This window comes from Nostoc sp. PCC 7524, from assembly GCF_000316645.1.
In the GTDB taxonomy this organism is placed as follows: domain Bacteria; phylum Cyanobacteriota; class Cyanobacteriia; order Cyanobacteriales; family Nostocaceae; genus Trichormus.
The window spans coordinates 2,943,846-2,964,241 of record NC_019684.1; the positions used below are offsets into that span (position 1 = coordinate 2,943,846).

At 41.5% G+C, this 20,396-nt stretch carries 18 protein-coding genes; 5 read left to right on the top strand and 13 right to left on the bottom strand.

Annotated features, from left to right (window positions below; translation table 11 throughout):
• Window positions 1-19: 19 nt before the first annotated feature.
• Window positions 20-724: a hypothetical protein gene (locus tag NOS7524_RS30445; RefSeq protein WP_015138697.1), complete on the bottom strand. Its 705-nt coding sequence runs from the start codon at window positions 722-724 to the stop codon at window positions 20-22.
• 340 nt (window positions 725-1,064) lie between these two features.
• Between NOS7524_RS30445 and NOS7524_RS29420 the strand changes: the two genes are divergently transcribed.
• On the top strand, window positions 1,065-2,135 hold the full coding sequence (locus tag NOS7524_RS29420) for an IS630 family transposase (RefSeq protein WP_015138698.1): 1,071 nt from the start codon (window positions 1,065-1,067) through the stop codon (window positions 2,133-2,135).
• Window positions 2,136-2,433: 298 nt separating this feature from the next.
• Here NOS7524_RS29420 and leuS read toward each other — a convergent pair whose 3' ends face one another.
• Window positions 2,434-5,055 carry a leucine--tRNA ligase gene (gene leuS, locus NOS7524_RS11725; protein WP_041555712.1) on the bottom strand — a complete coding sequence of 874 codons (2,622 nt, stop codon included), beginning with the start codon at window positions 5,053-5,055 and terminating at the stop codon, window positions 2,434-2,436.
• A gap of 88 nt (window positions 5,056-5,143) precedes the next feature.
• Between leuS and NOS7524_RS11730 the strand changes: the two genes are divergently transcribed.
• Entirely contained in the window at window positions 5,144-5,590 is a 447-nt protein-coding gene (locus NOS7524_RS11730; protein ID WP_015138700.1) for a gamma-glutamylcyclotransferase family protein, read from the top strand.
• Window positions 5,591-5,742: 152 nt separating this feature from the next.
• Here NOS7524_RS11730 and NOS7524_RS11735 read toward each other — a convergent pair whose 3' ends face one another.
• The 3 genes from NOS7524_RS11735 to NOS7524_RS29970 all read right to left on the bottom strand — a co-directional run bounded on the left by NOS7524_RS11735 (window position 5,743) and on the right by NOS7524_RS29970 (window position 8,072).
• Complete coding sequence (locus NOS7524_RS11735; protein WP_015138701.1) at window positions 5,743-6,354, bottom strand: anti-sigma factor family protein; 612 nt, start codon at window positions 6,352-6,354, stop codon at window positions 5,743-5,745.
• A gap of 158 nt (window positions 6,355-6,512) precedes the next feature.
• Window positions 6,513-7,169: a sigma-70 family RNA polymerase sigma factor gene (locus NOS7524_RS11740; protein WP_041555285.1), complete on the bottom strand. Its 657-nt coding sequence runs from the start codon at window positions 7,167-7,169 to the stop codon at window positions 6,513-6,515.
• Window positions 7,170-7,919: 750 nt separating this feature from the next.
• The gene (locus NOS7524_RS29970) at window positions 7,920-8,072 is read right to left on the bottom strand and encodes a hypothetical protein (RefSeq protein WP_171815367.1); all 153 of its coding nucleotides are present in this window, start codon (window positions 8,070-8,072) and stop codon (window positions 7,920-7,922) included.
• 272 nt (window positions 8,073-8,344) lie between these two features.
• Here NOS7524_RS29970 and NOS7524_RS11745 point away from each other — a divergent pair, with 272 nt between their 5' ends.
• Complete coding sequence (locus tag NOS7524_RS11745; protein ID WP_015138704.1) at window positions 8,345-9,160, top strand: L,D-transpeptidase; 816 nt, start codon at window positions 8,345-8,347, stop codon at window positions 9,158-9,160.
• Between the two features lie 227 nt (window positions 9,161-9,387).
• On the opposite strand, the gene NOS7524_RS11750 is transcribed toward NOS7524_RS11745, so the two are convergent.
• The 3 genes from NOS7524_RS11750 to NOS7524_RS11760 all read right to left on the bottom strand — a co-directional run bounded on the left by NOS7524_RS11750 (window position 9,388) and on the right by NOS7524_RS11760 (window position 12,540).
• Entirely contained in the window at window positions 9,388-9,927 is a 540-nt protein-coding gene (locus NOS7524_RS11750) for a late competence development ComFB family protein (protein WP_015138705.1), read from the bottom strand.
• Between the two features lie 122 nt (window positions 9,928-10,049).
• Window positions 10,050-10,988 carry a M23 family metallopeptidase gene (locus NOS7524_RS11755; RefSeq protein WP_015138706.1) on the bottom strand — a complete coding sequence of 313 codons (939 nt, stop codon included), beginning with the start codon at window positions 10,986-10,988 and terminating at the stop codon, window positions 10,050-10,052.
• A gap of 532 nt (window positions 10,989-11,520) precedes the next feature.
• Window positions 11,521-12,540 carry a S66 peptidase family protein gene (locus tag NOS7524_RS11760; protein ID WP_015138707.1) on the bottom strand — a complete coding sequence of 340 codons (1,020 nt, stop codon included), beginning with the start codon at window positions 12,538-12,540 and terminating at the stop codon, window positions 11,521-11,523.
• A 175-nt stretch (window positions 12,541-12,715) separates the two neighbouring features.
• Between NOS7524_RS11760 and NOS7524_RS11765 the strand changes: the two genes are divergently transcribed.
• Window positions 12,716-15,040, top strand: a complete 2,325-nt coding sequence (locus NOS7524_RS11765) for an alpha-glucosidase (protein ID WP_015138708.1) — start codon at window positions 12,716-12,718, stop codon at window positions 15,038-15,040.
• On the opposite strand, the gene NOS7524_RS11770 is transcribed toward NOS7524_RS11765, so the two are convergent.
• Window positions 15,026-15,322 (bottom strand): hypothetical protein, encoded by a 297-nt coding sequence (locus NOS7524_RS11770; protein ID WP_015138709.1) that lies wholly within the window; start codon window positions 15,320-15,322, stop codon window positions 15,026-15,028. The two genes, NOS7524_RS11765 and NOS7524_RS11770, sit on opposite strands and share 15 nt — an antisense overlap.
• 436 nt (window positions 15,323-15,758) lie before the next feature.
• On the opposite strand from NOS7524_RS11770, the gene NOS7524_RS11775 reads away from it, so the two are divergent.
• Window positions 15,759-17,015 carry an RNA-guided endonuclease InsQ/TnpB family protein gene (locus NOS7524_RS11775; protein WP_015138710.1) on the top strand — a complete coding sequence of 419 codons (1,257 nt, stop codon included), beginning with the start codon at window positions 15,759-15,761 and terminating at the stop codon, window positions 17,013-17,015.
• Window positions 17,016-17,054: 39 nt separating this feature from the next.
• On the opposite strand, the gene NOS7524_RS11780 is transcribed toward NOS7524_RS11775, so the two are convergent.
• The 4 genes from NOS7524_RS11780 to NOS7524_RS11795 all read right to left on the bottom strand — a co-directional run bounded on the left by NOS7524_RS11780 (window position 17,055) and on the right by NOS7524_RS11795 (window position 20,054).
• Window positions 17,055-17,303, bottom strand: coding sequence for a hypothetical protein (locus NOS7524_RS11780; protein ID WP_015138711.1), 249 nt, complete (start codon window positions 17,301-17,303; stop codon window positions 17,055-17,057).
• 528 nt (window positions 17,304-17,831) lie between these two features.
• Entirely contained in the window at window positions 17,832-18,164 is a 333-nt protein-coding gene (gene petJ, locus NOS7524_RS11785; RefSeq protein ID WP_015138712.1) for a cytochrome c6 PetJ, read from the bottom strand.
• Window positions 18,165-18,263: 99 nt separating this feature from the next.
• Window positions 18,264-18,761: a GNAT family N-acetyltransferase gene (locus tag NOS7524_RS11790; protein ID WP_015138713.1), complete on the bottom strand. Its 498-nt coding sequence runs from the start codon at window positions 18,759-18,761 to the stop codon at window positions 18,264-18,266.
• 126 nt (window positions 18,762-18,887) lie between these two features.
• On the bottom strand, window positions 18,888-20,054 hold the full coding sequence (locus NOS7524_RS11795; RefSeq protein WP_015138714.1) for an RpoD/SigA family RNA polymerase sigma factor: 1,167 nt from the start codon (window positions 20,052-20,054) through the stop codon (window positions 18,888-18,890).
• Window positions 20,055-20,396 lie beyond the last annotated feature (342 nt).

The window sequence follows — 20,396 nt, forward strand, 5'->3', positions numbered from 1 at the left end:
AAGTTTGCCATCATCTTGTTCAGGATGCTTGTTTTTTGGGCTTTAGTCCTAATTTTACCCCCAATGTACCAAATGCCAATAATCCTAATATAGAACCAGGTTCGGGAACAGACTGGACTGTTTTGACTGCAACAGCATTGACATCAAAGCCATCTCCACTTGTAGCTTTTTCTGTGGCTGTTTGTGTTGCTTTTGTTGGTGAAACATCAACCAGTTTGAGATATTGGAAGAGTGTTGTGGCAATATTTTGATCCTTAGCCTTAATAGTTGCACCCCCTGGGTTGATGTAAGCGCCATCATCAATATTCTCGATTATGCCAAGAGATATCCAGTTTTTTAGATCATTTCCCACAAAAACCTCCACTTTTTCATTGTGGTAGTTCTGATCTCTTTTGGCTGTACCCCCCCAAGTAGTTTCCCACAAAGTCACTTCAGGTAGAAATTTTCCTCCAAATTCAAAGATAGCCGATCCTCCTAAACCTAGGCTGAGGAAGTTTTTGTTACTATTATTGCTTGGATCCGCTTGGGGCGTACCTAGCGCATTATTTGTATTTGTTCTAAAACTTTCCTGAATACCTGCACCTGCGTTGTATTCCAAAACCTTAGTAGCATAGGATAAATCTGTATTGTTGGTTGCTGCTACTGCTAACGAAGGAGCAGCTATTAAAGTGGTTGTAGCTAGAGATATAGGTAATGCAATTGCTGCCACAATAGCTATTTTCATACTTTTGAAAATCCTTGATGGGTAACTAAATTTGTTGCGACAAATTCATAATGTCACAGTTTTTTAAGTATGAATAGCTCGTTTATAGTATCTTTTTAATCAAAGTAATTTTACGTAAAAAGTAATAATTAAGAGCATCCGTCATTTTTCGATAGCTGCAAACCTTTATAAAACAAGGCTTATAGTTTTAAGAGTCTCATCGGAAAACTAGATGGACTTGGGAGTTGATGTCTACTTGTATAAAATAAATGTAAACTGACAGCGATTAACAGTGAGAACTGATACCAATTCACGAAAAGTATGATACAGATAAATAAGGAATAAATATTAACGAGCAAAGATGGCTGGAGTAACCAAAGTAGAAATAAAAGAGTCAGTAGAGGAATTACATGAGTTGCTCTTAAAACAAAAAACAGCATCAAGTTTTGAACGGATTCAAGCTTTGTATTTGCTGAAAATAGGACAAGTGAAAACAATACAAGATGTAGCGGTGGTAGTAGGAAGGGCAAGGGTAACGGTACAAAGATGGTTAAAAAATTATCAAGAGTCGGGAATCAAGGGTCTATTAACAACTCTAAAGAGTCCAGGGCGACCTGCAATAATTAGCTTACAAGTAAGAGAGCAGCTAGACAAAGAGCTTCAAGAATCGGAGGGATTCAAAAGTTATGAGGAAATCCGAACATGGTTAAAAGCAGTAGAAGGGATAGAAGCATCATATAAAGTAGTACATGATACAGTGCGCTATCAAATGAAAGCAAAGCTAAAAGTGCCGCGAGCAGTAGGTATTAAATACGATAGCGAAGCAGAATCAGAATTTAAAAAAACTGCCACAATACCTAGAAGTAATAAAAAACACGTCATAGCACCAGTAGATAGGCAAAAAACAATGAGATATTGGTGTGGGGACGAAAGCCGTGTGGGATTGAAGACTGAAGCTGGGAGACTAATTACTAAAAAAGGAGTCAAGCCCATCGGCATTATGCAATGGAAGCGGGATAATTTTTACTTATATGGATTAGTGGAACCCTTAACTGGAGAGTATTTTATCTGGGAATTCTCTCATTTGAATACAGCCTGTTTCAATATTTTTTTAGAAAAATTTTCCCAGACTTATGCTCAAGATATTCATATTCTTCAGTTAGACAATGGGGCTTTTCATTTAAGTCAGCATCTGAAAATACCAGAAAACATAGTTTTGTTATTTCAACCTCCACATACACCTCAAGTTAATCCAATAGAAAGATTGTGGGAAGAAGTTAAAAGGCATCTAACTTGGGAAAGCTTCTCAAATTTAGATGAATTAAGAGAATTTATCTGGAAGCGATTGGAACAATTAAACACATCAGTTGTTGCTTCTATCACAGGTTGGGATTTTATTCTTGATGCTTTATTTGTATCAGGCTTTTCGTGAATTGGTATGACATCTGGGTCAATTTATTGGTGCGATCGCACTCAATACAGTTCGGTTACGGCTAAAAATCAAAATGTGTAGTAGCGCGTCAGCTTTAAAAAGTTGAGTTCAAAGAATCTTGCAAGAAGCATTTAAAGCAGAATGAAAATTTTTTCTTCTCTCTATGCCTTTGCTCCTCTGTGTGAGCTTTTAAAAAATCTTTTCAGCAACACCAAAGTATTGAAGCAACAATCTATTAACCCTTAAAAAACAAAGGCATGAGAGCCAAAACTTCACCCAGCCCTCATGCCTTTAATTCTTAAACCACTACAAAATTAACCAACTTCCCAGGCACAACAATCACCTTCTTAATTTCCTTACCCTCAATGTAACGCTGAGTCACCTCAGACTCCAGAGCAAACTTCTCTAAAGCCGCCTTATCAGCTTGCGCCGGCACTTGAATATCAGCCCGCTTTTTACCATTAATCTGAATCACCACAGTCACCTCATCAGCAACTAAAGCCTCTGGGTCAAAACTAGGCCAAGATTGCGTATGCACTGATTCCTTGTTACCCAATAAATGCCACAATTCATCAGCAATGTGTGGCGCAAAGGGAGCCAGCAATACTACCAGCGTCCGCATACCTTCTGCATAAATTGGTGAATTTTGACAGTTGGCATCAGTGATAGCATTACTCAACTTCATCAATTCCGAAACGGCTGTATTGAATTGATACTCATCTTCTAAATCTTCAGTCACAGCTTGGATAGCTGTATGAATTGCCCGTCGTAATTCTTTTTCTGGCTTACTTAAATTATCAAGTTGTGCTTGCTTGCGACATACTCCAGCTGCAACATACTCCGTCACTAAACGCCAAACTCGATTTAAAAAGCGGAATTGTCCTTCAACATCAGCTTCATCCCACTCCAAATCTTTTTCCGGGGGTGCTTTAAATAAGATGAACATCCGCGCCGTGTCTACACCGTACTTAGCAATGACATCTTCCGGCGCGACACCATTACCCTTAGACTTGGACATGGTGGCGTAAAGACGCTGCAATGGTTCGCCAGTTTGGGGATCACGCGGATCATTGGGGTTAACTAATGAGGACGGAATCCATTTATCTTTACCGCCTTTGTTAGGGTTCATGTAAGTTAAACCCTGCACCATCCCTTGAGTTAACAAACGCTCAAAGGGTTCATCAAAATTCAATAAACCTCTATCCCGCAAGACTTTGGTAAAGAACCGCGAATACAACAAATGCAAAATCGCGTGTTCAATCCCACCCACATATTGATCTACAGGCATCCAGTCATTAGTTTTGCCTAATTCAAAAATCTGCTGCTCATTTTGCGCGTCAGGATACCGCAAGAAATACCACGAGGAATCAATAAAGGTATCCATTGTGTCAGTTTCCCGTTTGGCTGGAGTGCCACAAGTCGGACAAGGGACATTCACCCAGCTTTCCAACTGCGCTAACGGTGAACCACCCCGCCCAGTAAACTCCACTTCCTCCGGTAACTGTACAGGCAAATCTTTATCTGGTACTGGTACTATCCCACAGTTGGGGCAGTGAATCACTGGAATGGGTGCGCCCCAATACCGTTGCCGGGAAATTAACCAATCCCGCAAGCGATATTGCACCCGTTCTTTACCAAAGCTATTTTCCTCAGCATATTTAGTGATTGCTTGTTTGGCATCTGTGGAATTGAGGCCTGTAAAAGCACCGGAATTAATTAAAATTCCTGGTTCAGTATATGCGTCGTTGTACTCAATCTGTACAAGTTGTGTCACTTCCTCCCCATCGGATGTTGGGGTTAAGTCAAACCCTGCGACATCTTTGGGATCAGCGATGACAAAATCAATGGGCAAATCATATCTTTGAGCAAATTTGAAATCCCGTGCATCATGGGCAGGTACACCCATCACCGCCCCAGTACCATATTCATACAGTACATAGTCAGCAATCCAGATAGGTACTTCTTCCCCTGTAAATGGGTTGACTACTTTGCCGCCTGTGGGAACACCGCGCTTAGGTTTGTCTTCGGCGGTACGTTCCAACTCACTTTGATTTGTCACCTCATGAATAAAGGCTTCTACTGTCGCTTGTTGGGCTTTGCTGGTGACTTGCTTGGTTAAAGGATGTTCTGGTGCTAACACTACGTAGCTGACACCAAACACAGTATCAGGGCGGGTAGTGTAGACAGCGATTTTCTCACTGCTGCCAACAATGGGAAATTCCAAATACGCCCCTGTGGATTTCCCAATCCAGTTAGCCTGCATCAACTTGACTCTTTCCGGCCAACCTGTCAATTTATCCAAGTCATTGAGCAATTGTTCGGCGTAGTCGGTAATCTTTAAAAACCACTGCCGCAATAATTTGCGCTCAACTTTCGCACCACTGCGCCAAGAACGTCCTTCACTATCAACTTGTTCGTTGGCTAATACAGTTTGGTCAATGGGGTCCCAGTTAACGGCTGCTTCTTTTTGGTAAGCTAACCCCATTTGCAAAAATTGCAAGAAAATCCACTGTGTCCACTTGTAATAATCAGGTGAACAAGTAGCCACTTCGCTGTCCCAATCAATAGATAAACCAAGACGCTGTAATTGCTGCCGCATTTGGGCAATATTTTGATAAGTCCACTTAGCCGGCGGTACACCCCGGTCAATGGCAGCGTTTTCTGCGGGTAAGCCAAAGGCATCCCATCCCATTGGATGCAGCACCCGATACCCCTGCATTCGTTTGAGGCGGGCAATCACATCAGTAATTGTGTAATTACGGACGTGACCCATGTGTAGGCTACCTGATGGGTAGGGAAACATAGATAGAGCGTAGAATTTGGGCTGATTGCTATCTGTGGGGGTCTTATCTAAGCCAAGTTCTGCCCATGCTTGTTGCCATTTTTCCTCAATTGCTGCTGCGTTGTATCGGGAATCCACCGAAAATTCTCCTACTGGCTCTGTAATCTTGTCTGCCTCCATATTGTAGATGATGGTAGGCAATTGAATAAGTTGGATTAAACAAGGGATGGCTGAATTAAATACAAAAATTTCTGGCAGAGTGCGAGTTTTTGTTTACGGCACACTCAAACCAGGCGAAGCTAATTACCAAAAATATTGTGCTGGTAAAGTAATAGCAGCTCAAAGAGCAATGACTTTGGGTAAACTGTTTGCTTTACCAATGGGCTATCCAGCTATGACCATTGGAGAAGAAGTTGTTCAAGGATACTTACTCTCTTTCGCCTCATCTGGAATTTTAGCTGTCCTAGACGAGCTGGAAGACTACCACCCCACACGACCAATGTCAGCAAACCTCTACAATCGGCAACATATGGAAATTTACAATCTGCTGGGATCATCCTTGGATTGGGCTTGGGTTTATCTGATGAACCCAGAACTGGTTCATAAATTAGGAGGAATTTTCCTACCTGATGGTTGGTGGAGTGGCTGCGGTTTGGGAGGGAGTAGGGAATAGGGAGTGGGGGAGAAATTTTTACCCCAATGCCAATGCCCAATCTCTATTACATTTTGAATTTTGAATTTTGTAAGCGTAAGCCTTCCCTACGGGACGCTACGCGTTGGCGTTAGCCTCTCGTAGAGAAGCCGTAGGCTATTTTGAATTTTGAATTAATTAAAACCTGGGTCAATTTCTCCTGGCTGTAGTATCTTCACTGGCTGTTCTGAAGATGATACTGCGGCTTTGGGTATTTCGATGACTGGGTTATTTATGGCCACCATTAGAGGTGAGGACGGAACTGTCGGTTCTTGTGCAGTTTGGGCAGGTTGTATCTGTGGTTGTTGTGCTAGTTGTGGTATGCCAGATTCTCTTCCTGGTAACCAGCCAGATACCGCGCCAATCACACAAGCAGCGATCGCCGCACCACCAAAAGTCCAAGTTAGCCGGGAACGACGATTAACACGGTCAAATACTTTCTGGGCTGTAGTTTCCGGCGAATGTTGTGGTGCTGGTATGGGCATAGTCCGGAAAGCTTGCCTGAGCTTTAATAGTCTGGCATACAGACGTTGAACTCCGGCATCATTGGCTAACCATTCCTCTACTTGCTGACGTTCGGCTGCCGTCACCTCACCATCTAAATAAGCACTCAATAATTCAAAGCGATCGCGCTTCACCATATCCATAGCACCCGTTGCTTTGTTGGTATGCTTTGCCATCTCATTTGGTAAATCTCTCGGAAGTTGCCACCGACAACGGTCATTAAATTGAGAATCAGTAGTCATACTAACATTATTACCAATTCATCCACGGGTAAAAGGAGTGGTCAATCCTAAGAGCATAATTAAATTTTTCTCCTGATGGCAGAAGCACGATCCACATTCCTCACAATTCTTAATCAATGCTTAAATTCTGCCATAGGGCAGAGTGAAGATACTGTAAATTAGGTATCAAGATAGGTTTGCAATTGGCTTTGCAATCTCGATCTGGCTCTAGCTATTCTCGATTTCACCGTTCCTAGGGAAACTCCTGTGATTTCGGCAATTTCTTCATAGGCCATGCCTTCGATTTCCCTGAGAACAATGGTAGTGCGAAAGACTTCCGGTAAGTCCGCGATCGCCTCACGCAATTGCTCGTAAAATTCTCTAGTTGTCAGTTCTTCCTCTGGCCCTGGAGTATCTCCAGCAATTTCCCAGTCCATTTCACCATCATCTACTGAGCGGGGAGCATCCAGTGACAAAGGGCTAACAACTCGCTTGCGCTTACGCAACTCATCGTAAAACAAGTTAGTCGCAATGCGGCTTAACCAGCCCCGAAATTTAGATGGTTCTTGTAATCGGTTAATATTCCGATACACTCGAATCCAAACTTCTTGAGCCAAGTCAGCTCTGTCAGGCCAATCTGGAGCTAGGTGATACAAAACCCTATCAACTTGGGTTTGATAGCGGCGCAAAAGTTCTGCAAACGCAGCACGATCCGGGCGCAGTCCCATTTGACAACGCAAAATTAAATCGTGGTTAGAGAGTTTGTCAACTTGCACCGATGCTTCTGAATACCTCGCATCAACCGTTGACCAGGATACAGTAATCGATTGACTCATAGATCGTACTGGCTGTAAATCATCCCTATCTATTAGACCCGTTAATTGACAAGTTGTTCCAGAATAAGTGACGGATTTGAGACTGGAACACTGAGTTATATAAGTTTGGGTGCATTTTTGTGGATGCAAAATGTCTCTTTTACTAATGAGTAATTGCCTAGTAACTTTTGTGGACGATTGTTGATTACCTGTTAGGCTACAGCAGTGTTACAAACACTGTGTGCAGATCATGGCATCTGACTATCTAAGCTTGACAAATGGTGTATTGTATGTATCAGAATGATAGCTGCTCAAAATTTCTTCAGGTTACAGTTTAGCAGTGGAGTTAGAATAATTCTAATTTTTGTAAGAAAATTGGTAAATTTTATCTGACACTCTTAACTTTGCCAGTAATCTTGATTACCTAAAAACATAATGCTTTACCTACACTACTACCAAAAGTAAGATTTTGATGAGGCTAGACTCAAATGAAGTTAAATATTTTTTACAATAGATATTTTTTAGATGTTTATTTCAGATATTTCTTACGTTCCCTGAGTTACTTGATAACTTAATAAGTAAATCCAAAACTCAGTCATCTGGCAGACAGAAACTTAGTTGATGAGCATTTATTTTTAATATTAAATAAGAGTTATAGAGGCAATTTTACTATTGTAAATCTATAGTTTTGCCTCTCAGGATAAACTCTTACTTAGTGGTAGCTGATTTTTCTAAAAATGACTGAAGTATCAGGACTTAACACCAAAGACTTTATTTTGTTGTTCTTTTGACTAAAATTGTGGCAGATGGTTCTGTGTATAGTTGATAACTAGCACCAGAATTGGCTTGATGAGGGACACGAACTCGAAAAAAGAAATTGAGGGCAAATGTAATCGTGACTGCTAGCAATAGTTTTTCAAACATCGTCTTTCTCCCACCCACACCATTAAAAATTTACTGTTGCACTACGGGAGTTCCACTGATAAATTTGAAGTTCAAAAGTTTATCTTGGGAACTCTGGATAAACACGGGGTTAATCCAGAAATTTTTTAGCTGGAATGCCCTTATAGCCTTAGTTTGCCCAAGGGTATGAGCATATATATGAGGAAACAGATAAGAATTGATAAATTCTTGATAATTAAATCATTAGTTCGTTCAATTAATTAGCTGAGTATGTCAGGGATAAACAAGAAGCGATGGCAATGGTAAGAAATGAATCTGTAGCGCGTAATGTAATGTTTATCTGCTTTGGCACAGCCATCTTATCGCTAGCTGTCCATTGGCGCATTACTACAACGCACGGGCAGTTTAAAAAACTAGCCTCCACCACAGCTAGTCTTCCTGGGGGTGTTTACACAGGAGGGTTAGGAGAAACTGCATTTGGCGCATCTACACCTCCAGAGGAAAACACTCAAAGGGCTTCCCAGCCACAGTCTTCGTCTCTCCAGTCTCATAATAATTCGGATACTGTTAGCGAAAATGTAGCTTTAGCAACTAACATACCTAAAAAATCAGATTTAGTAACGTCAGAACCAAAACCAAATTCCAATTCTGCTGCTCGGCCCCAATCAATCCTGGCTAAGATTTTCCCCCAACAACAATCTTCTAATGCAGCAGAAAATACAGATAGACAAGTAGTGGTAGATTTAAGCGATCGCCGCACTTACGTTTATGCTGGAGATTTAGTTATAGCTAGTTACCCAATTGCTGTAGGTAAGCAGGGTTGGGAAACACCTACAGGAACTTTCCAAGTCAAAGATATGCAGCATGATCCGATTTGGCAACACCCCATCACAGGCAAAGTTTTTCCCGCCGGTGTGGATAGTCCTTTAGGAGAAAGATGGATCGGTTTTTGGTCAGATGGACGTAATGAAATTGGTTTTCACGGCACACCAGATATCCACCTGTTAGGAACTGCCATTTCTCACGGCTGTCTGAGAATGCGTAACTCTGATGTGCGCTTACTCTACGATCAGGTAGGTTTAGGTACAACGGTAGTCGTGCGTGAATAATAATCAAGAGTTTAGGTTATAGCAGGGGACAGGGGACAGGTGACAGGTGACAGGGGACAGGTGACAGACTTGAAAGCCTTTTAGTGTAATGGTTTTATGATTGGTTGATGTCCTAATCTATATGGCGATTGCCATAAAAGGGAACAGACAAATCCCTATAAACAAAACAGACGCGATGATACTTTACATCTACGCGTCTCTATTGCCTATTGCCTATTGCCTATTGCCTATGAAGATTTTTGCTCATAGCTAGGTGCATAGACTTGCAGCAAGCTACTAACTTGGCGTAATACCTCATTACCAGTAGTTTTACCTATAACTGGTGTGCGATTATCGTTAGGTTGAACAAGGTTACGGTTAATGGCTTCATGAACTTGCTGAGAGATTAATTCTTGCAGTTCCGCTTTGGCACGTTGACGCTGGTAGTTGGCACCTTCTTCTGTGGTGGCGTATAGGGGTGGGAGACGGTTGAGGGCATAGGCAGCTATATCACCTACATCTATGGAACTTTCACTGGTGGCTTCAATTTCAGCAACGCGGGCGATCGCTTCAGTCAACACTAATTCTTCCATGACGTTAATGAATTGTTTGCGAGGTACCGCCACTACCTCACCAGTTAATAATGCTCCCATCAATTTATCCAACGCCATATACTCTTCGATGGAGAGTTCCGAGGCGTTATCACAAATGCGTCCAACTTCTGCTTCCATTGCTGGTGTGAGATAACCATCCTGGAGAGCTTGTTCTACAATTTTTTCAATACTCATAACGCTCATGTTAATTTAAGCTACCCAAGCAAGGTAAGGACGGTACCGAACAAATTTATTGTGCTTATATTATCGACAAAAAACAGCAAAAAATAACGGACGAGGCGATAATTAAGCCTCTACTATTCAAATTTCTGCGTTTTCCAAGGTGTGGGATCAATAGATTGACCATTTACATACAAACCCCAGTGCAAATGGGGACCTGTAGAAGCACCTGTTGAACCTACTGTACCGATTAATTGCCCAGCTTTCACAAAATCACCTTCTTTGACATTAATCCGACTCAGGTGCAGAAAAACACTGATTACACCTTGACCATGATCAATGCCAACTGTGTTGCCATGTACCCGAAATCCTTGTGATACTGTACCTACTAAAGCAACTTTGCCTGCGGCTGGGGCAACCACAGGGGAACCAGCTGCACCAGCGTAGTCCAGCCCACGATGGTAGTAATCATTGGCAAATTTACCATTATAGTAGCGACGAACACCATAAATAGTGCTGATTCGCCCTTTATTGGGTCTAAGAAATTTGCCATTCCAATATTTTTGCGGGGTTTGTAAGGCTTTAAACTCTGCTACTCGATTGAGTTCATATTGAGTAGCTCTACTGCCAGCTTTTCCTGGTGGTAAAGTGATCCGTTGTACAGGAAACTTACGATTACTGACTGCTACAGCCAAGTTCCTTACCTGACCATCACCAGAAACTTTTAGTATTCTATTACCAGGCTTTTCTAGGGGAGTTGTAGGTATAAGCACCCGGTATTGGTTGGGTAAAATTTGGTATGCTGGGTAGTTTTTATTCCCCACAGACACCTCTGGTGTAACTCCATTGCCTGAATTATCTAGATTGATTAATACAGATAATGTATCTCCCAACCGAGGTTTAGCTGGAGTCACCTGTACTTGCAAAGCTTCTACAGGTAATGCCAAAGTAACTGGTAAAGAAGCACACAAGCCAATGAATAAATTGATAGCACTATGAAGATTTGGTTTCTCTCCTTTGATGCTGCAACACAGTAACTGCTTTGGGAAATTTAAAGTGCGCTCTTCGGTATTCATAGAACTTAATAACAATCCTGAAATGCTGCTGAGAAACAGACTAACTGATGATTGCTAGTGTTTCCTCATAACAGCAAATATATTTGGACAAAAAATATTGTCTTAAGTAATTCCCTAGGGTCTAAACTATACTAACCGTAATATCTAAAATTGCAAATAATGCTTATTCTAATTTGACAAATTCAGTATAAAAAAGTTGTTTTGGCTTTTTTTCTGGGTTAAGATGCCGAGATTCCTAGAGGACTTTTATTTGATTTCTGACAAAATTCAGTAAACTTCATATCCCTTGTTCTCGGTTCTTTAGGGACTTACAGAAAATAAATTATTCAATGAGTCAGAGCAAATATGATCATTGGATTTTTCCTCCCCTGCTTCCTCCGAAGTTCCGAGCGGAGGCTTCCTCCGCTCGGACTTCTCTCTGCTCCCCCAGCCTCCCCTGCTCACCAAAGCGATTGTAGATTTTTTTAGTTGGAAGTCCCTTATTCCCTGTTCCCTATCCCTTGTTCTCTCCCTAGGCTTAACACTGGATAATTCAGGACACAGCCGCCTCTAATAACTTTATTGTCCCCACAGTGGCATCGACTTCCACAGGCATACCAATGGGCAAAATAAATTTATCTTGAATATGACCTATCATCGCTCCGTACCAAGCGGGAATTTTTAAAGGTAGGATATGGTCTTGTAATACCTGCATTAACGTTAGTGATGGTTCGTCACCCTGACTACAATTGCTACATTGCCCAAAAATAAACCCAGAAATTTGATTAAGTATCCCAGCGTTTTTTAACTGCGTTAACATTCGGTCTACTCGGTAAATATCTTCGTTGGTGTCTTCCACAAACAAGATGCTTTGATACCAAGAAGGTAAGTATGGTGAACCTACCATTGCAGATAACACTGATAAGTTACCTCCCAGCAATTTACCTTTAGCTGTTCCTGGTGCTATGGTTTGTACTTGCCCTTCGGGAGAATTGGTATTTTGCAGTGTTACCGCTTCGCCATTAAATAGGATGCGCTGGAGGTAATTCAACATAAAGGGAGTCCAGGTAGAGGTAGCAACTGGCCCGTGAAAAGTCATAATCCGACTGCGGGCATTAATTGCTAACAATAAAGATGTGATATCGCTGTATCCCATCAAAATTTTTGCATGGGAGCGCATCAGAGGGTAGTTAAGCAAGGGCAAAATCCGATTACAGCCCCAACCGCCACGTATAGCTAAAATTGCTTTGACTGACTCATCAGCAAACATATCATTGACATCGCGGGCGCGGTCAGCGTCTTTACCTGCTAAATAGCCATAGCGGTCTAAGATATGCTTTCCTAACTTAGTTTTTAACCCTAATTTTGTCAGATACTGCTGTACTACTTCAATATACTTAAGCTCGAAAAGACCGGCTGGGGCAATTAGTCCCACTGTATCGCCCACTTGTAAACGTGGGGGTTTAATTACTGTGTTAGGAGATAGTTGACCTTGAGCTGTGAGTAGGGGAATTTGAGTAGCTAAGGTTGCTAGACCACAAGTTTTCAGAAATTGGCGACGCTTGATTTTCATGATGGAGTTTTGGGAGCAGAGTGAGGAATTAGGGGAGATGAGGGAGATGGGGGAGAATGTTACCCTCATCCCGAATGCCAATACCCTACCTCTTGTCAATTGGTATCAAATTATATACAGAGTTTAGTGATATTCAGTTGGTTATATTAAAATCTAGTTTTAATTGGTAAAAGTGATGAAAGCTACTTGGCAATCTTCGTATCCAATTAAGTACCCTGAGTACACTGTTGCTTGTAGTGGTTGGGTGGTGAAGCGGCTGTTGCGATTCTTAACAGAACCACTCAAACAACTCAGCCGTTGGCGTTTGATTTCAATTGGTCATCTTTCCACTTCTGTACCGAGTCAAAGTTTTCAATTGGGAGAATTTACGATCGCTTGGCAAGGTAGCGATACAAATAGTCCTTATTTACAAATTACCCATCAAAGTAATTTAGCAAAGATATTATGGCAGTCATCGCCTGGTTATAGTTTTGTCAGTGGCGGTGATATTAGTCTCAAGATTATTGAGGAACGAGGTTCGATAGAAATTGACGAACACAAAAATGCTGATTTTCCTAATCAAATTGTGGATGGGATTAAACAAGACGGCGATACGCTGGTAATTTATGGTCGTCTCCAAGGTCGTACCTCTGCTAGTGTTGAGCCTGAATATTTCTTGACATTGCAACCTGTGGGGGCAAAAGCCCTTGATTTTCGCCTGCAAATTGTGGATGGGAATGTGAATGAGACACAGTTGCAATTTGTCACATCTCCAGATGAGCATTTTTATGGTTTTGGAGAACAATTTTCTCACATTGACTGCAAAGGTTATTGGGTGCCGATTATCTGTGAGGAGGGGGGAATTGGCAGAGGCGATCGCGGCCCGAAAACCCTGAAAATTCTAGGTGTAGCTGGCCATAGATTTTCTAGTTATGCCCCTACCCCCTACTTTGTAACTAACAAGGGACGCTCAATATTTCTCACCAACACCGAACTCTCAGTTTTCAACTTGCGCGATTCCCAAACGGCAACAATACGAGTGGCATCGAGTTGTATGCAGGGGCGCATCCTTTGCGGTGAGACACCTCTAGATATTATTGAACTTTATACTGATTATGTGGGACGAATGCCACCGCTTCCCGATTGGCTACATCGTGGGGCGATTGTTGGGATGCAAGGTGGGACGGAGTTAGTCCGGCGAGTATGGTCACAATTACGCGACTTTGATACACCGATTGCGGGGTTTTGGCTTCAGGATTGGGTCGGTCAGCGCCGTACCATAGCTGGGAAACAGTTGTGGTGGAATTGGCAACTTGATGAAAGTACCTACCCAGGTTGGCAGCAGTTAGTCTCTGACTTTGCAGCAGCAGGAATTGCGGTTGGGGTATATGTTAATCCGTTTCTGGTGGATCTGCCGAGCCAGTCAAACCCAGGCAGGCGTAATCTCTATCAAGAAGCCATGCAAAAAGGCTTTTTAGTGGAAAATCAAGAAACTAAACCTTACCACATCGAAAGCACTGATTTTTCTGCGGCTTTGCTGGATTTATCTAACCCAGATGCCCAACATTGGTTTAAAGGTGTCCTCAAGGACGAAGTGCTAGGTCAAGGTGCGAAATTCTGGATGGCTGACTTTGCTGAAGCTGCACCCTTTGATGGAGTCTATGCTACCAATTCTGGATTTATTTATCACAACCAATACCCCGTAGATTGGGTCAAAGTCAACCAGGAAGCGATTCAGGAAGCGGGTAAAGCAGGGGATGCTTGGTTTTTCAATCGTGCCGGGTTTTTGCAAACTCCAGCGTACAGCACGGCTATGTGGTTAGGTGATCAGAATACTACTTGGGGTGAGAATGATGGTATATCAAGTGCTTTGAAAGGTTTGATCAGTGGTGGCTTTTCTGGGTTTAGTATCAATCACAGTGATATTGGTGGGTATACAAGTATTGCTAACCCGATTTTAGAAGCTTTGGGTGTAGGATTTAGGCGATCGCGGGAACTACTCTATCGCTGGATGGAAATGAATGCTTTCACACCCATCTTCCGCACCCACGAAGGCAATCAGCCGGATGCAAATGTGCAATTTTATACGGATAAAGATACTCTAGAAACTTTTAGTTATTGGGCGAAAGTCTATGCAGCTTTGGGTACATATCGCCAGCAGTTGATCACAGAAGCAACCGAGAAAGGATACCCCATTGTTAGACACCTGATTCTACATTATCCTGATGATCCCAATGTTTACAAACTCGAAGATCAGTTTCTCCTGGGTAGTGAGTTATTAGTTGCACCAGTGCTGAAGCCAGGTAAAAATAGCGTCAACGTGTATTTTCCGGCTGGCGAGTGGGTTCATTTGTGGAGTGGTCAGATTTATGGCAGTTTGACAACAGGTATACAGCAAATAGTACCTGCTCCATTGGGACAACCTGCTGTATTTTATCGGCAGGGTTCTCCAGTCGTGCCATCCATCGTGGAGGCTTTAAAAGCAAATAACATCCTGACTTCCCACTCATTCCCAGGTTGAAACGTCCCGTAACAAATCAGGAATTTCTCCTTGCGATAGGGGAAATTCCAATATGGTTTCTCGATAACCCAAATATCCAGATTCTGCAAAAGATAACAGCATCCGCGCTAGTGCTAACCAAACCTCTCGTTCATATTCCCAATCACGATAACGCGAAGCTTGGCCGGCAATAGAACGCAGCGCCCAGAAGTAAGAATTCCTAACTACAGAACCGCCCTTCTTAAACTCTGGCAAATCTTCCCGATGTATTAACAATACTTGGTTTTCAATTCTAGCTCTCATATACAGGACTTACGTAGGTGTCACACTCAACCTATCTTGTAGGGTGCGAGAGATGCCAAAAATCTGTTGAGAATCACGAAAAACTCAAATCTGATGCACCCTACGAATGGCCAGTTACATAAGTCCTAATATATTCAAAAATCAAATATAGCAGAAGGCAATAGGCAATAGTAAAATCCATGCCATGAATGAGTTTGAGCTTTTAGTCATGTCCTAATCGCCTTGTCTACAGCTATATCTAAAAAAACTCGGAAAAGTCTTTAAAAATACTCTTCCGATTATCGAAAATTTGGGTTGAAAACCCCGTCGTTCTACGACGGCTTTATCCTTTTGTGGTAGCATAAGAATGTGGTTAATTGGTCGTACCACTTTGTCGTTCGCGCTAGCTTTGGGTAGCAAAGCAATCTACGCGGAGCTTCTTTGCCAGGAGAAAGCCATGATTGTTTACGAGTTTAAGGTTAAGGGTAAAGAAAAGCAATATCAGGCAATAGATGAAGCAATTCGTACCAGCCAATTCATTCAAAATAAGTGCTTGCGCTATTGGATGGATAATAAGGATTCAAAGGTAGATAAGTACGCATTGAATAAATATTGTGCTGTATTAGCTGCGGAATTTCCTTTTGCTGACGAACTCAACTCAATGGCTAGACAATCGGCGGCGGAACGTTGTTGGAGTGCGATAGCTCGGTTTTACGACAACTGCAAGAAAAAAGTCAAAGGTAAAAAGGGGTTTCCTAAATTTAAAAAAAACTGCCGTTCAGTTGAATACAAATCAACGGGATGGAAGCTAACTCTTAATCGTAAGTCGATAACTTTCTCAGACAAGAAAGGGATTGGAACTCTGAAATTAAAGGGGACTTACGACCTAAATTACTACGACATCAAGCAAATTAAGCGTGTCCGTTTGGTACGTCGTGCTGATGGGTACTATGCCCAATTTGCGATTGACGCTGATGCAAGGATAGAAACTCAACCCTCACATCAATTAGTGGGTATTGACTTGGGATTGAAGTATTTCATTGCTGACAATAAAGGCAATGTAGAACCATCCCCCCAGTTCTACCGCAAATCAGAAAAACAGTTAAACCGTGCAAATCGCAAAAAGTCTAAAAAGTTCAGCCAAGAAAAGAAGAAAGCTCACGCAAGGCAATCCAACAATTACCACAAAGCTAGAAATAGATATGCCCGTAAGCATTTAAGAGTAAGTAGGCAACGAAAAGAGTATTGCAAGAGATTAGCATACTCCGTCATCCAATCTAATGATTTGGTAGCCTATGTTCGGCGAAGCCGTTGCCGAAGGCTAGACTTGAATGTGAAAGGGTTGGTACGTAACCCGCAACTGGCAAAATCAATCTCTGATGCTGGTTGGTCAACTTTCCGAGAGTGGTTAGAATATTTTGGTCAGAAATATGGGAAAGTAACAGTTGCTGTTCCTCCCCATAATACAAGCCAAAATTGTTCTAACTGTGGTGAGAAAGTGCAAAAATCTCTGTCTACAAGGACTCATGTTTGTCCACATTGCGGATATGTGGAAGACAGAGACATCAACGCAGCAATCAACATTTTGAGACGAGGACTCAGTACGGTAGGGCATACCGGAACTTACGCTACAGGAGATTTGCCCTCTTGGGCTATTGGCTGCGGCCTGTCGTCTAACGGCGAGTCTGTGAATGTAGAATCCCCACGCCTTTAGGCTGGGGAGTGTCAAAAATATAAACACATCTGCTAAAAATTAATGGTAAGACCTATGTCCGTAACCATAGCCGTAGCCATAACCTCCTGAATAGGAGCCAGAGAAAGAATTAGACGAGCCTGTGGAATAGGAATTGTAAGAACCAAACCCAAAAAAACCACTATACCCACTATAAGCACCTGCAATCATTTCTATTGTCTGATGAGTCATTTCATTGAGAAAACTTTCAGAATCTTGAAAGAAATCATAACCTGTCAGATGTAGTTCATCAATTTTAATGTTAGCCATCCAAATTACTCCTTGTTTTTGATAAATAAATGATGTTTGACAGCGAAATTAGTTAGATTTTATTGAGTCTAGATAGCGTGCATAAATAATTGAATCAAAAGAATCATCGTGTCAACAATATAAGACTTGATGCAAATCAGGTTAAATATTTTGTCTAAATCTAACTTAATTATGATATTGACAAATATTATCTAGTGAATCAAGTGTAAAACACAAAATAATCAGACACAAACTTCTAATTTATGTCTGATTATTTTGTTAATTAAGCAATTTTAATTAGAATTCTTATTCAGTTCTTATCTATTGCCTATTACCTATTCCCCATTGCCTACTTATGCAGATAATTTGGATATGCCTCCCGTAAAGAATACAGTAATCAAATCGGATTCCTATATATTGACTAAATAATTTTAGCTATAATTTCTTGAGTTTTGTCTTAAGAATAAGCATTTATATAAAGTATTTTAAATACAAAAATAGCGGGTTAATACCCACTATTTTAGTCAGTTAAATTTAACTGTTTGGCTACTACCAACCTTTATCTGCTTGTTCCAGGACGTAAGCAGCTACATCTTCAATTTGGTCAGATGTTAAACGACCTTTGAAGGCAGGCATGGCATTTTTACCGTTTGTTACTTGGGCAATAATCGCGTCTGCTGAGTACATACCAAACTGTTCTAAGGCATCTTTCTTCAGGGTTTTATTGGCTTGTACCAAATTCTTACCGCCTGCATGACAAGCAGCACAATTAGCACTAAATACTTTGGCTCCACTGGCGCTGTCAGCAGCCAAAGCGGGATTACTGAAGGCAAAGGTGAAGATTGTTATGCCCAACAGTAGTAGTGAAAAAAGTTTCTTCATTTTGTGTTCTCTCTGCAAAAAAGGCTCATTCAGCCAGATATCTTCCTCAATAATTTTCAGTTGAGCAATGGAATGCGTCAAATGACAAGCTGTCAAACTTTAAGATTCTTTAGCTGCTAACTGGATAATTGACTCTCCGGTAACACGACAAATTCGCCAGTCGTCTAAAATTGACGCTCCCATGCTGCGATAAAATGCTTGGGCTGACTCATTCCAATCAAGAACACTCCACTCTAACCTGCCGCACCCTCTAGCGACGGCAATTTTAGCGACTTTCGAGAGGAGTGCTTTGCCAATCCCTTGTCGCCGATATTCTGGTAAAACAAACAAGTCTTCGAGATAAATACCTGGTTTGGTGAGAAAGGTTGAGTAATTATGAAAAAACAAGGCAAAACCTACAGCTTTGCCTGCATATTCTGCCAATATTGCCTCTATGTATCTTGGAGAGCCAAATAAATGCTCCTGAAGTGCTAAAGCATCCCCAGTTACAGCATGAGATAGTTTTTCGTACTCTGCCAGTTGCTTAATTAAGTCAAAAAGCGTTGTGCTATCGGCAGGTTCAGCAAAACGCACGGTTAAATCATTACGCACAGTCATGAGTCTATGGTCAAGAGTCCATAGTCATTAGTCCATAGTTAGTAGGCAATAGGCAATAGGCAATAGGCAAAGTTATTAGTTTTTCTCCTCTGCCCCCCTGCTCCCTTGCTTAACCTACCTGCTACTTTAAATCAACCACCCTTTGAGGCGCTTGGCTATGTGAGGACGGCGTAGTTTTCGCATGGCTTTACTTTGGATTTGCCTGACTCTCTCACGGGAGAGATTGAACATATTCCCTACTTCTTCTAATGTGCAGGGTTCACTGGTGGTTAAACCGTAGCGGAGAGAGATGACATCTTTTTCTCGTGGTGTGAGGACATCACCTAAGACTTCCCAAATCTCCTGGCGCATCATGTTTTCGTTCATTTTGGCTTCAGGAGAGAGGTTGTCTTCGTCTTCCAACAAATCCATCAGTTCTGTGTCTTCTTCTTTCCCGACACGGTGGTTGAGGGAAAGGGCTTGTCTTCTGAGTTGTTGCAGTTGGCGTAGTTGTTGGACGCTCATTTCCAAAAACTCTGCTATTTCTGCTTCGGAGGGGTTACGGCTGAATTTCTGTTTGAGTTCTCTTTGAGCTTTTTTAAGTTTGTTAAGTTTTTCTACGATATGTATAGGTAGGCGAATGGTTCTGGCATCATTAGCGATCGCTCTGGTTATCGCTTGTCTAATCCACCAGTAGGCGTAAGTAGAAAATTTATATCCTTTATCGGGGTCAAATTTTTCGGTGGCACGATTTAAACCCATTGCACCTTCTTGAATTAAATCTAGGAAAGGAACTCCCCGATTCAGATATCGCTTGGCAATGGATACTACTAATCTCAGGTTCGAGCGAATCATTTTCCGCTTGGCAACTCGACCTTGATATAAGCGATTTTCTAATTGTTTTTCTGTTATTTCAAATTTATCTGCTATCTGGGCTTTGGTAGGTTGCTGTCCTAATTCCAATTCCAAAGCTTCTTGTAAATCTTTTACGTCTTCTAAAAATCTGACTCGTTTGGCTAACTCTACCTCTTCATCTGGTTTGAGTAACGGATAGCGTGCCATTTCTTTAAAAAAGGCACCGACAGCATCATCATGCTCAGTCTTATTATAACCAGATGGTCTAGCAGCTGCCATCGCGTCCCCATCCCGTTCGTCTGATTCTAGATTATCTGGTATTGGGGCTTCTTCTTCTATGATTATTTCCAGACTTTCAAAAGTTTCGTCTTCACTTTCAACATGAGTCTCGATTATTTCCATCGTTCCCAATTCAGCAATATTCATAGTTTCCTTGAGGGGTTGCTTTGTTTGGTACATAATTTAATGACAGCTATTTACTACTGAGAATTGGCAGTTTACTTAAGCAATAATGCACCTGTTGAATTGCAGAATACAGGTATGTGTGAAGTATTTTATAGAAGTTCAAATTATTTTTTCGTGATTAGTTCTTGGCGGCTGGTAACTTAAACTTCTAAACAAGATTGGTTTTTGCACCTAAATTTTATTTTCCCAGTTGCCCACAGATATATTCTTTATTGTTTTATTAAACTCCGAATCTGTCAAACTCCCTAAACTATGATCCAACGCAACAATTACAAAAAATACAGTTAAATCTCCCTTGATTTTTAATAATTATATACTTTTATAAATTTTTTCATT